14 protein-coding genes are annotated in these 14,300 nt (G+C 47.6%); 10 read left to right on the top strand and 4 right to left on the bottom strand.

Annotation, left to right across the window (positions count from 1 at the left end):
• The 8 genes from BMW71_RS13655 to BMW71_RS13620 all read left to right on the top strand — a co-directional run bounded on the left by BMW71_RS13655 (position 1) and on the right by BMW71_RS13620 (position 6,351).
• Entirely contained in the window at positions 1 to 966 is a 966-nt protein-coding gene (locus BMW71_RS13655) for a vWA domain-containing protein (protein ID WP_092175042.1), read from the top strand.
• Positions 967 to 981: 15 nt separating this feature from the next.
• Positions 982 to 1,641: a hypothetical protein gene (locus tag BMW71_RS13650; RefSeq protein WP_092175039.1), complete on the top strand. Its 660-nt coding sequence runs from the start codon at positions 982 to 984 to the stop codon at positions 1,639 to 1,641.
• Positions 1,628 to 2,248 (top strand): hypothetical protein, encoded by a 621-nt coding sequence (locus BMW71_RS13645; protein WP_244891172.1) that lies wholly within the window; start codon positions 1,628 to 1,630, stop codon positions 2,246 to 2,248. Before BMW71_RS13650 ends, BMW71_RS13645 begins: the two co-directional genes overlap by 14 nt.
• A 34-nt stretch (positions 2,249 to 2,282) precedes the next feature.
• Complete coding sequence (locus BMW71_RS13640; RefSeq protein WP_092175034.1) at positions 2,283 to 3,077, top strand: toxin-antitoxin system YwqK family antitoxin; 795 nt, start codon at positions 2,283 to 2,285, stop codon at positions 3,075 to 3,077.
• A 118-nt stretch (positions 3,078 to 3,195) separates the two neighbouring features.
• Positions 3,196 to 4,131 (top strand): phosphoribosylaminoimidazolesuccinocarboxamide synthase, encoded by a 936-nt coding sequence (locus BMW71_RS13635; protein WP_092175031.1) that lies wholly within the window; start codon positions 3,196 to 3,198, stop codon positions 4,129 to 4,131.
• A gap of 109 nt (positions 4,132 to 4,240) precedes the next feature.
• Positions 4,241 to 4,621 (top strand): STAS domain-containing protein, encoded by a 381-nt coding sequence (locus BMW71_RS13630; protein ID WP_092175028.1) that lies wholly within the window; start codon positions 4,241 to 4,243, stop codon positions 4,619 to 4,621.
• Between the two features lie 12 nt (positions 4,622 to 4,633).
• Positions 4,634 to 5,548, top strand: coding sequence for a ribonuclease Z (locus BMW71_RS13625; protein WP_092175025.1), 915 nt, complete (start codon positions 4,634 to 4,636; stop codon positions 5,546 to 5,548).
• Between the two features lie 2 nt (positions 5,549 to 5,550).
• Entirely contained in the window at positions 5,551 to 6,351 is an 801-nt protein-coding gene (locus tag BMW71_RS13620; protein ID WP_092175023.1) for a queuosine precursor transporter, read from the top strand.
• Here the strand turns inward: BMW71_RS13620 and BMW71_RS13615 are convergent.
• Together BMW71_RS13615 and BMW71_RS13610 are read right to left on the bottom strand one after the other, a co-directional pair.
• Positions 6,344 to 7,330: a bile acid:sodium symporter family protein gene (locus BMW71_RS13615; RefSeq protein WP_092175020.1), complete on the bottom strand. Its 987-nt coding sequence runs from the start codon at positions 7,328 to 7,330 to the stop codon at positions 6,344 to 6,346. The genes BMW71_RS13620 and BMW71_RS13615 overlap by 8 nt on opposite strands.
• Positions 7,331 to 7,492: 162 nt before the next feature.
• The gene (locus tag BMW71_RS13610; RefSeq protein ID WP_092175018.1) at positions 7,493 to 7,939 is read right to left on the bottom strand and encodes an SRPBCC domain-containing protein; all 447 of its coding nucleotides are present in this window, start codon (positions 7,937 to 7,939) and stop codon (positions 7,493 to 7,495) included.
• Between the two features lie 360 nt (positions 7,940 to 8,299).
• On the opposite strand from BMW71_RS13610, the gene BMW71_RS13605 reads away from it, so the two are divergent.
• On the top strand, positions 8,300 to 8,569 hold the full coding sequence (locus BMW71_RS13605) for a hypothetical protein (protein WP_092175015.1): 270 nt from the start codon (positions 8,300 to 8,302) through the stop codon (positions 8,567 to 8,569).
• A 93-nt stretch (positions 8,570 to 8,662) separates the two neighbouring features.
• On the opposite strand, the gene BMW71_RS13600 is transcribed toward BMW71_RS13605, so the two are convergent.
• Both BMW71_RS13600 and BMW71_RS13595 read right to left on the bottom strand, forming a co-directional pair.
• Positions 8,663 to 10,789: a hypothetical protein gene (locus tag BMW71_RS13600; RefSeq protein ID WP_143057626.1), complete on the bottom strand. Its 2,127-nt coding sequence runs from the start codon at positions 10,787 to 10,789 to the stop codon at positions 8,663 to 8,665.
• A 320-nt stretch (positions 10,790 to 11,109) separates the two neighbouring features.
• A complete protein-coding gene (locus BMW71_RS13595; protein WP_092175010.1) occupies positions 11,110 to 11,856 on the bottom strand; it encodes a TrmH family RNA methyltransferase in 747 nt (248 codons plus the stop codon).
• Positions 11,857 to 11,873: 17 nt separating this feature from the next.
• Here BMW71_RS13595 and tamL point away from each other — a divergent pair, with 17 nt between their 5' ends.
• Positions 11,874 to 14,291, top strand: coding sequence for a translocation and assembly module lipoprotein TamL (gene tamL, locus BMW71_RS13590; protein WP_092175008.1), 2,418 nt, complete (start codon positions 11,874 to 11,876; stop codon positions 14,289 to 14,291).
• The last annotated feature ends 9 nt before the right edge of the window (positions 14,292 to 14,300 follow it).

Here is a 14,300-nt window from a genome sequence, read left to right as displayed (position 1 = left end):
ATGATTTGGGCATACCCTGATACTACCTTATTACTTAGCCTGGCTACTGTCTTCGTGTTGCTGTACGCCGTCTACTTGTACCGTTTTTGGACCATCAATCAAAAAATCAACGTTAAAAAACGACGGTTGGTCTGGAAAATGCTACTACGCAGCTTGTATTTCGGTTTATTTCTAGTTGCACTGGCTGGACCTTCCATCGGAAATGCCATGAAAGAGATCAAGCAGGAAGGAAAAGACATCTTTCTGGCCATCGATTTGTCCCGGTCCATGAATGCAGAAGACATCCAACCCAGCAGGCTGCAGCGGATCAAATTTGAATTGAAAAACCTGGTTAAGAATTTTAGTTCGGATCGCGTTGGCATCATCATATTTTCTTCCGAGGCCTTTATTCAGTGTCCCCTGACCTTCGATCAGAACGTGATCCAATTGCACCTGGATGGGTTGAACACCGGTTTGGTTCCCAACTCCGGTACCGATATTGCGGCTCCTTTGCTGATGGCACATACCAAGTTCATGAATGACGAAAGCCAGGAACCAAAATCAAAAGCCATTATCCTGATCAGCGATGGAGAGGATTTTGGCGGAGAATTGGACGGAACCCTGGAAAAACTCCGCGACTCCGGCATCAAAATATTCAGTATGGGTATAGGCACCCGGGCGGGCAGCACCATTCCCAGGGGCAGCGGTGTGGTGATCGACCAGACTACCAACCGACCTGCCATCTCTCGCCTAAGCTCCGAGAACCTGAAGCGAATTGCCAGTCTAACCGACGGCGATTATTTTGAATTGAGCGAGGACCTGCAGGAAATCCCCCAGCTTATTGACGCCATTGCCAACCTGGAGGGAACGGTCATGGCCAGTCGGACGGTGGAAGCTTCTTCCAACAAATATTTCTATTTTCTGCTTGCTGGATTGGTTTTGGCGGTGATGGATTCCTTATTGCCTATCCGTACGTTATCCTTATAATCAACGATTTCTACCATGTTGTTCCGATACCTACTTTGGATTTTGCTTGTGATTCCAGCTGACTGGAAGAAAATTGCCCTTACAAACGAAGCGCTGGCAAAAGCGGAGCGTTCCTTCAAAGAGGCGGATTTCGAAAACGCCGTCCGAAACCACCTGGCCTTACTGGAGGAGCACGAACTTCGGCAACCCGAAATACGATTCAATCTGGCCCTGAGCTACCAAAACAACGGACAGGAAGAGGATGCAAAAAAAACCTATGAGCCACTTATTTCAGCTAGTGGCAGCTCGATTTCTTCATTTGCTGCCAACCAACAGGGATTCCTGCTCGGCAACGAACAAAAGTACAAGGAAGCACTTTCGTATTTCAAAACCGCGCTGCTTAAGGAACCCGGCAATGAGCAGGCACGTTACAACTACGAACTACTGAGCCGTTGGCTGGAAGGGAACGAAGAAAATCAGGAAAACGAAGAAGACCAAGAGGATGAAGATAAAATTGAACCTTCCAACTACGCCAAACGAATGAAAGCGCAAGCGGACGAAATGGTAAATCGTTTTCAGTTTGGGGAGGCTGCAGGCATCATGGAAAGGGCCCTGGAAATAGATGAAACAGTCGCTCATTACCAGAAGTTTATGGATCACCTAAATGAGATCAATGAAATCAATGAAAATCAATAGGCAGCTTGTTCTGGTTGTAGCGCTTGTCTGCATCGGTCCGCTGAGCCTCCTGGCGCAGTCCGAAATGGAATATTTTAACCAGGCAGCGAGGCAATACGTGAACGAGGACATTCGGGCTACCAGTCAACTTTTGGCAGAGGGACTGGAAAAATACCCCGAGGATCCAAAACTGAATGCGCTTTGGGAAAAACTTCAAAAAGAGCAGGAAGAGCAAGACAAGAAGGACCAAGATAACCAGGAACAACAGGAGCAAGAAGAATCGCAAGATCAAGAGCAACAAGACCAGGAAAGCGAGGAGCAGGAAAGCGGAGAAGGAGAGGAAGAAACCCAGGAAGACGGTGCAGATGAATCCGATGAAATGGAAGAGCCTCGCGGGGAACAAACCGAGGAAAACCAAGAGTCCGAGGACAGCAGCGACATGGAAAGCGATCTTAGTGATCGGGAAAAGGCCTTGGAGGAATTGCGTCAGCGACTCGAAGAAATGAACATCACACCAGAGCAGGCAGAGCAAATCCTTGATGCCATGAACAGCAACGAATTGCGGTACATTCAACAAAACCGGAAGAAGCCTACGGAACAACCGAGGAGGGGCTTGCCTGACTATTGATCCGCACCCCCCCTTTTACATCAATCAAAACGCCATGAAACGGTTCATCTGGCTTGTTATATTGCCGGTATATTGGGTAGGTGTGCCTGCTTTGGCTCAGGTAGAAACCAGCTATTACGATGCGGAAAACTCCCAGGTGAAGGAGCGGTACGAAACTCGGGACGGGGTGCCACACGGACGGTACCAGCGGTACGACCCTTTCGGCAGCCGAACACAGGTGGGTCAGTTCGATGCCGGTAAAAAAACCGGCTTGTTTGTGGAACTGCATCCGCAGACCGGCGACACACTGAAAATCACTCCCTACACCGCCGACCAGATTCAAGGGGAAGTGATCTCTTTTTACCCGGACGGTCAGGTAGCCCAACGGGCATCCTTCCAAAACGGCGTCCTTCAGGGAGTGCTGGAATCATTTTACGAATCCGGCAAAATAAAAGGGCGTATCCATTTCCAACAGGGGAAACCGCAGGGCGTACAGGAAACGTATTATCCGAATGGGCAGGTGCAGGCAAGAACGAATTTTGATCAGGGAGTGCCGGATGGATTGACTCGGGAATATACTGAAGAAGGGAAGCTAGTACTTGAAAAAACCTTCCGGAAGGGGCAGGTCGAAGGATTGGTAACCGAGTTTTATCCAAATGGACAAAAAGCATCCGAAGCCCTGTATCAAAAAGGGGTAAAGCACGGGAAATTTGCTACCTATCACGAAAATGGGCAGCTGGCAATCGAAGGAAACTATCGAAAAGGCCTGCGGCATGGCCGGTTCACTACGTACGATGAACGTGGTACGTTACAACGGGAAATAACCTATAAAAGAGGCATAGGTCGCTGAATTTCTACTTGCTGACGAGAAAACGAGCAGGGTGGATTTTGTTCGTCTTTGTTGTTTAGACGCGACCATCCGGAAGTCCGGAATAATTTCTATTTTTGCATGTTAACATTGATACCACATGAGTCAAGGCATTACCAGCACCAGTTTTCAATTTCCCGGTCAGGTTGATTTTTATCGGGGAAAAGTAAGAGACGTTTACATATTCGAAAAAACCATTGCCGTCGTGGCGACCGACAGGATCTCTGCATTCGATGTGGTCCTACCGGTACCCATTCCCTATAAAGGACAGGTATTGAACCAGATAGCGTTTCATTTTCTTTCTGCCACAGCCGCCGCGGTGCCTAACTGGGTCAGCTTGTCTCCCGATCCAAATGTCACCCTGGGTAAGCGTTGCACTCCTTTCAAAGTCGAAATGGTGATTCGGGGCTACCTGGCGGGGCATGCCTGGCGGGAATACCGGGATGGAAAGCGAGTTCTATGTGGTGTACCCCTTCCAGATGGCTTGAAGGAAAACGATCCTCTGCCAGAACCCATCATTACGCCAACTACCAAAGCCTCCGAGGGGCACGATGAAGATATTTCCAGAGATGCCATCCTGAAAAACGGTATCGTTAGTGAAAAGGATTACCTCCAGTTGGAGGCCTATACCCGTACCTTGTTTCGCCTGGGTACGGAGATGGCTCGGGAAAAAGGACTGGTGCTGGTAGACACGAAATACGAATTTGGAAGCTATGAAGGGGAGATTCTACTGATAGACGAGATCCACACCCCTGACTCCTCACGGTATTTTTATATGGATGGGTACGCAGAAAGGCAGGCAGTGGGCGAGCCCCAAAAGCAACTTTCCAAGGAATTTGTCCGGCAATGGTTGATCGAAAATGGCTTTCAGGGAAAACCCGGTCAATCCGTTCCCGAAATGAGCCCGGAAATCGTTGCGTCCATTTCCCATCGGTACATCGAACTATTTGAACACATTACTGGAAAAACCTTTGTGCCCGCAGATAGTTCGGATATGGAAGGACGAATCAAAGCTGCCATTTTGGAACATATTTAAATGAACGGATCATTTTGGCACCACGTTATTTTAGACTAATTTTAAATCGAAATCCTCCTGCGGGAAGATGTTTGACCAAACGCACCGACAGGTATAACTACATAAAAAAATGAAATACGCCGTAGATAAGAAAGAACAGTTCGTACTTTTCACCTTACTGGAGGAAAAACTTGACTCTACCCTTTCTCCGCAATTGAAATCGGAACTTCTCACCGTGCATGCTGAAGGGTACAAAAACCTGATTTTGGATATGGCCCAGGTAAAATATGCCGACTCCAGCGGGCTCAGCGCCTTACTGGTCGGTAACCGGGCCTTTGGAGAAGTAGGTGGCGTTTTTGTCCTTTCCTCCCTGCAGGAACACGTACTGAAGTTGATGCGGATATCCATGCTAGACAAAGTGTTTAAGGTAGTGGACGACAACGAAGCAGCGGCTGAGGCCGTGTTTATCCACGAAATCGAGCAAGGTGCCGAGAAAGACGAAGAAGAGTAGAAACCTATCCGCTTGGACTTTTCGATCACCATTCTGGGTTCTAACTCGGCTGCCCCCGCCCACGGCAGAAACCAGACTTCTCAGGTAGTAACCTGGGGAGGACATAGCTTCCTGTTGGATTGTGGGGAATCTACCCAACATCAGCTCAGACGGTTTAAAGTTAAGTATTTTAAAATCAACCAAATCTTTATCTCCCACCTGCATGGAGATCACTACCTGGGCTTGATGGGGCTGATTGGGACCTACCATTTGAATAATCGGAAGCAGGCGCTGCACGTGTACGGACCGAAAGGATTGGATGAAATCATTACGGTTCAGCTAAAGTATTCCGGGACGCTATTGAAGTTCCCCTTGATTTTTCACACCGTATCGGTGGTCGAAAAAACCCAACTGTTGGAATTGGATGATTTGGAGGTGTATGCATTTCCTTTGCAACACCGTATTCCTTGCACGGGATTTAGTTTCGAAGAAAAAAATGGACGTGTCAAACTCCGAAAAGAACTGGTACGGCAACAAAAACCAGGTCTGGAAGCCATTCGCACCCTGCTAAAGGCAAAGGATGTCCGGGACATGACCGGCCGGGTGCTGTACCGAGCGGCGGATTTCTGTCAGCTTACGCCTCCACGAAAATATGCATTCTGCTCGGACACCGTCTACGACCCCGGTATCGTACCGTATATACGGGGTGTGGATATCCTGTATCACGAATCCACCTTTATGGAGGCCGAAAAAGACCGCGCAAAACAAACCAGGCATAGTACAAGTAGAGAAGCTGCGGAAATTGCACGGGCGGCATCCGTAAAACGGCTCCTACTGGGCCATTATTCCGTGCGTTACAACGACCTGCAACCCCTGCTCGCAGAAGCTCAGGCGGTCTTCCCAAACAGCTTACTAAGTGAAGAAGGTACCACTTATCCCATTCCCTGACCATGGATTCTCAAGAAAAGGCGAACCAGTCTAAAAAGACCAATTTATTCATCATTCTGGGCGGCATATTTCTTACCAATGCCATCCTGGCAGAAATCATTGGCGTCAAAATCTTTTCCGGCGAAGAAACCCTGGGACTAAAACCAGCCGGTTGGACTTTTTTCGGAACCTACGTGCTGGATTTTAATCTGACGGCTGGCGCCGTGATCTGGCCGGTGGTGTTCATTACCACGGACATTATCAACGAGTATTTTGGTAAAAAAGGGGTTCGAAAGATCAGTTTTATTACCGCTGGCCTGATTGTGTATGTGTTTATCGTCATCAGCCTGGTCACCCAGCTTCCCCCGGCCGCGTTCTGGCTGGAAGTCAATGCCAGCGATGCCTCTGGTAACCCCTTTGATATCGATTATGCCTTTAACACGATCTTTCGGCAAGGGCTGGGGATCATTATCGGCTCGCTAATCGCTTTCCTTCTCGGGCAGTTACTCGACGTATTTGTCTTCCAAAAATTGAGGAAAATCACGGGTCCCAAAATGATCTGGCTACGGGCTACCGGGTCTACGCTGGTATCGCAGTTCATCGATTCCTTTGTCGTGTTGGGAATTGCCTTTTATATTTTCGGCAACTGGTCGCTGCAACAAATCATTGCCGTCGGTTTGATAAATTACATCTATAAGTTTTCGGTGGCCATTTTGCTTACCCCCTTGTTATACGTCGGACACGGCCTGATCGATCGGTACCTTGGAAAACGATTGGCCGAACAAATGGCCGAAGAAGCTGCTCAGGACACCTCTTTCATGTAGGTTCGGTTTTTGCAGTTCCCAATCGCTCCGCCAGCGCACTGCCAAGCAACAGTTGCAAGGTGTGGTACACCATGATGGGTAATAGAACCACGCCAAAAACCACGGGATCGGGAAACAAAACTTTGCCCATCACCGCTCCCTGCACCAGGGATTTCTTGGACCCGCAAAAAAGTACGGTGATCCGATCCGGCCGGCTAAACCCAAGCCACTTGCCGACGCCAAACATCACGCCCAGCATCACTAAAAACAATGCCAACATCCAAAAGCTGAGCCCCAATACATTCTGCCCGGCAAACATGTTCTGACCAAAAGATTGGGAAAAGGCAGAAAAGACGATCAATAAGATAACGCTCTGGTCGAAATATTTCAACGGCCGACTTTGTCGCTGCACCCAGGACCCCAGGTACCGGTGAAGCAAAAACCCCAGACCGACCGGTAAAAAAATCTGAACCACCAGTTTACCCACCGTATCCCAAAGGGCAAAATCCGCCTGCGAAGCACTGAGAAAAAGATCCATCCATAACGGAGTGATAAAAACCCCTAACAGACTGGAAATACTGGCATTAAAAATCGCCGCAGGCAAATTGCCCCTGGCGATGGACACCATCACCACGGATGAAGATACCGTAGAAGGCAATGCCGCCAGGTAAAACGTACCCAACCAAAATAAGCTGTTCGCCTGCCCAAACACCGCGTAACAGCCCAAAATGATGGCCGGAAAAACCAAAAACGTGGTACTTTGAATCCAAAGGTGCAGTCGCCAGTTTGACAATCCTAGCTTCAAGGTAGCCGGACTTATCTTTGCCCCATAAAAAAAGAAAATCAGGGATACGCCGTAATAGGTGAGTTCATCGACGAGACGTTCCCCCTCTCCTGCCCCCCATTCTGGAAATAAATAGGCGGTCAGGATGGTCGCTACTAGCAAGAAGAAAAACCCGTTTATCCCGGCTTTCGCCAGGTGTCTTCGAAGGGATGCCATAGAGAAAAGTTTGGTCGAAATGCCGGGCAAATTAACGAAAATATGGTAATTTTCACCGCGGGCCCGGATATTATCTCGGCAAGCAGGAATCCGTTTCGGCTTGGATTTCTGATGCTTTCGAACTCCCCGGTATTCACTGCTCCCATCCGGACCGGAACCTGACTACCCTTGCGCCGCTTCGTTGGTTTCTACGTAGCGTTTGAACCTATCCACGATGGCTTGCCAGTCCTGCCGTTGCATTTCCGGGCAATTCTGCGGTTCGGTGTCAAAGCAAATACTTACGCGCGTTTGGGCCCCCAATACGTCAAAGGAAACCGCTACATTCCTGCCATCTGTCAGCGTGTAATTCAGTAACTGCTCCGGCCGCACCGTTTCGTACACCGCGTCAAAATCAAACCCAAAACTACCGTCCCTGGCCTCCATTCGGACAAAAAGTTGTCCCCCTTTCCTCAGGTCATTTTCCGCGCGAAGACATTCCCAGTCCGCTGAGGGCACATTCCAATGCATCATGTGCTGCGGGTCGGTGTAGTATTCCCAGACCTTTTTTCGGTCAACTGCCAGGACTGCCTGGACGGTTATTTTTTCGGAATTTGCTACCTGTTTGTTCATGGTATGGTTGAAATCGTTTTTTTCGTCTTCGAAGCATTAAGGGCCCATCCGGTATTTTTCCACCCCACCGGTTGGTTGCAAGAAATCAGAACAACACGAAAAAAAGCCGATGGACCTGCCAATTCCTTGCCACTTGATCACCCCTGTTTCCTTTAGACGAATAACGATTCGTTTACATAATTTAGTATTTCGTTTCCTTTTTTTATATTTACACAGCAATTTCATCCATCGATGAATAAAAAACCCCAACATCCCATGCACGAATCAGGCGTTTTTGAGGAATCGAAATGTATCCGCATGTCAAGTCAATTTTCGCCGTAGCGAATCGCTTCCTGTGTTGGCTGCCGGTTTCTTTTAAAGATGAATGCGAGAAAAACCCTGAAGACAAAGGAAAGCAGGGAGGGATACTGGCATTTTGCCTACCAGCTGTTGGCATCCCTTGCCAAAAGGAAGGTAGCAGAAAATAGGGTTAACGAACTACGGTTCCTGTGGTTGTCGAGCGTACCGCTGCCAAAAGACCCCGCGCAGCAGGTGACCGAGATCCAGCCGCAAACGGAAATGGGTACCGGGTACCCAAACATACTCCGGTTTCCCGGAATCAGGTTAAAAACAAGGGAGGGGGGTGGATGAACCAAAACATCCTTGCACACTACGGTAGTGGGTATATAACCAATAACTTAATATCGCCTGGGCTTATTTCGCCTTTCCAATAGTAAATTCGGACTATTTAACGGAACACGTAACAATAAAATGCCCACTATTATCAATTTCTACGTCATCATTGATACGTAAATGGAGAACGCCCGAGACTGGCGCTGTGAAGGTTTTATTCCTACCGATATAAAACCATTCTCCGTCGTTTCCGATTTTTCCGATCAGACAACCATGATTGAAACGTTGGTCCACGTTATTGGACCGAAAACCATTTATTCCTTCCGGGTAACAATCCACGGAAAACACTCCCAACTTAATGGATCCCGACGCTTCAATCTCTACTAGTTGACCTTCTCGAAGCGAGATATCGGTGAAGTTTGAATAGGAATCAACTTTGATCGTATTCGTGCTAATCCGTTCTGCCATAATGGGCCAAATTGCGTCGGTATTCTTTCGTACCTCAACGACCAATTCGCCGTCTTTATTAATGTCGTACTCGTACATAGTTTTGCCACTATCCACATATAAATCCCCCCCTTCAGCGTCTTCGTAGGGATTCATGCTAGACCGAAAGGTATTTCGGTAGTTAGATACCAGCTCTAATTTATACATCCGGATCATTTCAGCGGATGGATTTGGGATTGTAAGTGAAACATAGGTTAGTTCTTCTTTATCAAATGAACCAAAAGCAGATGCTTTAATCAAGAATCCTTTACTATTTTCAAAGGACTCGTCATCCGAAGAAATGGCGTTCATCCCCCTACGCATAAAACCTTTTCGTTCTACCAGATTGATAAAATAGTCGGCATCTTTGACCAAATACTTCCCATCATCGTTTATTAATTTGATATACGCTTGGAGAATGGCCTGTAGTTCTTCAAAAGTGGGGAAATTTGACTCAAATTCGATCCGCAAATCTCTTCTTAGCCTGTCTACTACGGCATTATTTTGTGAAATAACTCTTCTTCTTGCTTCCTCCTCTCTTCTGATTCGATCTCTGCGTTCCTGCTCTGCCCGTTGTTTTGCGAGCTCCCGCCTTTTTTCTTCTTCTAAAATCTCCCGCTTTCGGGCTATAATTCTCTCATTTAGTGTAGCAATAAGACTATTTCCTGTATCGACGTGAGAAAGGTAGGTATTAGTGATCGTTTCGAGTTGATTGACGCTTTGTGCATTGTCGATTTCAAGACGTATTTCTCTTGCAATAGCTGTTAGCATCGAACTTTTCTTCGCTTCAATTAGCATCTTCAACTCCTTGACCTGTTCGAAAGTGAGGAGATTCCCATATTTTTGCGTAAACGATTGATAAAACGCATTGATGGGACCAATACCCTCTTTTCCAGGTTCGATCGATGCCAATTTATTTTTTTCTTCAGGTAAAATTTGGTTGAAAATTTCAGTTATTCTTGTGAAGATGATATCGTTAGCCCGCTGTTGAGTTAGAGCATCGGCTTTGGAGTAAAGAAGCGCATTCGCGCCGCTAAACCGATTCAACACATTTACGGAATTTAAATCAGGATTCAATACTTGTAGCTGCTGGACTTTTGCGAGTAGGTCGATATTGGCTACTTTGGCTTCATTGGTCGAAATCAACAAGGATAGATCGCTAATTTCAGACGAAGGCAGCACGGAGTACTCCCTTTGTAAGTCTCCTTTCCAACTTTGAAGTTCATCAAAACCTATCGTTGGTGTAGCCTGGTTCAGGTCATTTCGGAGTACTTGGGCCTGCTGTCGTAGCTCTCGGATTTTCTCTTCCGGCACAAGAACCAAGGTGTTGTTTAACTCTTTTTGACTAATCACATAATTGATCCCCGTAGTTGAATTAAAACTCTTTACCCATTTGTCACTTTGTGACAATTCAAACGTTTGCTTCCGTCTCGCCGCATATTTCGGAAAAAGTATTCCATTTACCATTGCTCCCGCAATCAGACCTGCACCTCCCCATATAGCTGCATTTTCAGCTTCTCTAAAGGTCTGCCCGTCGTAAGTAAATTCCGTTTGGTATCCGTAAGCCCCTCCGATGCTTAATCCAATTAGAGGTGCTATCCATTTTTTCCCTTTTGGCTTTTTGTAGGTCCATTCCGGGTAAACACGTATCGCACTATAGTTTAATTCATCGTGTTTGGTTACGGTGGCTTGGTAGGTAGTGCAGGAGGCTGCAAACAAAGACAGAAGCAGGAGACCAGAGAATAACTTCATCAATTTCTATTTTGGTTGGTAACAGGTATCATTTTCATTCGCTGCTCCATCCGTATGTATGTAAAGCGATTCAAAAAAACCAAAGCACATACAAAAATGGATGCCCCCAAACTCAAAGGCCAGCAAACCACCTTAACTATCGATCAAGTAATCATTTCCTGGTTCCTTATCCCCCCTTTTTCGATCAAAAGAAATCCAACACATTTTTAGAAAAACCCGAAGAAAAAAAAACTTCATTGAAGAAACGTCTGTGATGATAGGAAAAAAATTTGACTACACCAAATACAAATGTCAAATTTTAGTGTATGAAATAACTAATCTTATCTACGTAAGCGGCGCAGGTGATCGCATAGCACAGCTGTGGCTACGGCCACATTGAGGGATTCGGCGCCGCCAAAGGCCGGAATGGTCAGCTTTTGACTTACCAACTTTTCCAGCTCGGAAGAAATCCCGTGGGATTCGTTGCCCATTAGCAATATTCCGTCCGCCTGCCCTTGGTGCGCGTGGATGGACAATCCTTCCAAAAAAGCCCCAAATACCGGAACCCCTACCTCCTGTAGCTTTTCCGACAAGGCTACGTACTCGAATTCCAACCGGGTAAAGGAACCCATGCTGGCATGCACTACCTTGGGATTGTAGAGGTCCGCGGTTTCCGGAGAAAGCAGCATCTTTTTGATTCCGTACCAGTCCGCGATGCGGATGATGGTACCCAGATTGCCAGGGTCCCGGATATCGTCCAGGGCAAGTACCAGTTCGCCGGGAACCACCTGTATCGGGAGGTTGGGTTTGGAAATGGCCAATGCCATGGCTTGATCGTTGCTGGAAAAGGTACCCAGCGATTTCAAAACGGTGGGAAGGACGTTTACCTTATCTCCGGAAAAGCCCGCTACCATATCAGGCCAGGAAGCGGCAAATTTGTCGGTATACAGCAAATGCGTGCAGGTATAATCTGAACGCAACAATTCCGTTACATTTTTGGCCCCTTCTACGAAAAAGGCCTGTTCTTGCCTACGGAATTTTTTCTGGTGCAAGGATTTAATAAACTTAACCGTATTTTTGCTTAGCATTTGTCGAGACTGTTGCAGTGAAGAATACCAAAGATATAAACTTTCTCTTTTTGATCCTTTCGCTCTGGAGCTGTAGCCTCACCCGGGAGCTTCCACCAGGCGCACTTTTGCTCTACGAAGTGGACACGGAAGGTATTCGGGAAAGCGATGCCGAGAACCTGCGAAATCTGATTCGCCAGAAGCCCAATACACGCGTCCCCTTGCTCAATCTATCTCCGGGCGTGCTGTTACATTCCCTAGGAAGAGGCTTTTATGACAGTGCCCGCGTTGCGCAGAAACTCCGCCAAAGCCAGCAGGAAGCCGAATCGCTCTCGGAGCTGATCAGTGAAGGCAGTTCTTCACGGAAAATTGAAAAACGGTACCGAAAGGTAAACAACCGAGCGGATGCGCTGGAACGTAAACTGGAATACGGCAACTGGTTTATGCGAACAGGTAATGCCCGTGTGCTGCTGGATAGTGCCGAAACGGCGATTTCCCAGCAACAAATGCTTCTCTACCTGCAAAACAACGGTTATTTTGATGCCTCCGTCCGCACCCTGACGGATACCTCCGGGAAAAAGGCAAACCTGCTCTACCGAATTGAGGAAAACGCTCCCTACCGGATCGACAGTATCTTCACTCGGTCCGAAGACCCGGAACTTTACAGCCTTCTGGAAAAAAACCAAAAATACAGCGCCCTCGCAACGGGCCAAACCTACCGGCAAACCAATCTAACTAACGAAAGACAGCGAATCGAAGACCTGTTGAAAGACAACGGCTATTATACTTTTTCCAAGTCCTTTATCGAATACAACGTCTACAAAGATACTGTAGACAAAAATGTGGTCATTGAGCAATTGATTCGAACGCCCGAACGGGGAGAAAAACACCGACTTTATACCATCGATTCGGTTATTTTCACCATTGCCAGCCCAAGTGACCTCATCCCAGACGAAGCTATTTCGACGGAATGGAACGGAATCCGGTATATCATGTACCAAGATCGGTATGCAGAGAACATCATCGGTTCCAGAATTTTTCAAAAAAAGGGAGACGTTTACAGCAAAAACGCCGTTATTGAGACCCAGCGGCAATTGGCCAATCTGGACGTTTTTCGATTCGTAAACATTTCTTTCGACACCCTTGGAAACAGCATCCGGACAAAAATATTTACCCGCCCCAATCAGAAATTTCAAATCACCAACCAACTAGGGGCCAGTGTCACAGAACAACTTCCCGGTCCCTTTTTCAGCCACTCGCTGCGAAACCGCAACCTGTTTCGGGGGTTAGAAATTTTTGAGTTTAATTTTCGGGCAGGATTGGAGGGGGTGGCTTCAGCTACCACGGAAGGTGGCGTGTACCGAAGCCGGGAGCTTTCCACCTCCGCTTCCATTATTTTCCCGCAGTTTCTGGTGCCCGTTGATTTTGGTACCCTGGAAAAATTCGGGCGCTACAATCCCCGTACGCGTACACTACTGGGTTACAGCTACGTAAACCGGCCGGAATACGTACGAGACGCACTCAACACCATCCTAGCCTACACCTGGGCCACCCGTAACCTGCGCCATCAGTTTTCGGTAAACCTGCTGGACGCCAACCTGATCCGATCTTCCCTGGACTCCCTGTTCCAATCCCGGCTGGAAGAACTGCAGGAACAGGGGAATAACCTAATCAATTCCTTTCTCCCTTCCTACGTTAGCAGCATTTCGGGACAGGTCATTATCAATTTCAACCAATACGGCCTATACCGCCGAAGCCAGGCGTCTCTCTGGCGGCTGTTTGTGGAGAGTGGGGGCACCACCTTTAATTTTTTAGACCCGGAAAGCCTTGCAGACCGAAGCTTAACTTATTTTCAGTTTCTCAAATTTCAATCCGATTTCCGGCGATACATTCCATTGAGTAATAAAAGTACCTTTGCCTACCGGCTCAATCTGGGTTTGGCCAAACCTTACGGCATTAGCGGGGGGGTATTGCCCTACGAGAAGTACTTTTTTGCAGGCGGTAGCACCAGTATACGTGCCTGGCAACCCAGGCGTTTGGGGCCCGGCAGCTTTACGCCACAAATCCGCGAAGACGGTACATTTGATTACCGATTCGAACAGCCCGGTGAAATCCTGTTTGAGGCCATGTTTGAATTTCGACGAAAACTTTTTGGTTATTTTGATGGAGCCTTCTTTATCGATGCCGGCAACACCTGGACCTTTGCAGTGGACCCTGCCCGGGAGGGTACCGACTTTCGCGTGGATCGGTTTTATAAGGAATTGGCGGTGGGAACCGGTCTGGGACTTCGAATGGATTTTGATTTTCTGGTGCTTCGGCTGGACATGGGCATCAAAGCCTATGACCCTGCCAGACCGGAGGGAGAGCGCTTTATTTTGGACAATCTTTCTTTCAAACAACCCCTGGGAGAACGCGGGCAGCAGGTCTTCAATATTGGGATCGGGTACCCCTTTTAATCGAAAAAT

The sequence above is a fragment of the Cyclobacterium xiamenense genome (assembly GCF_900109255.1).
Taxonomy (GTDB): domain Bacteria; phylum Bacteroidota; class Bacteroidia; order Cytophagales; family Cyclobacteriaceae; genus Cyclobacterium; species Cyclobacterium xiamenense.
The sequence above is the reverse complement of the archived record's forward strand: the minus strand, read 5'-3'. Positions and strand labels throughout refer to the sequence as shown.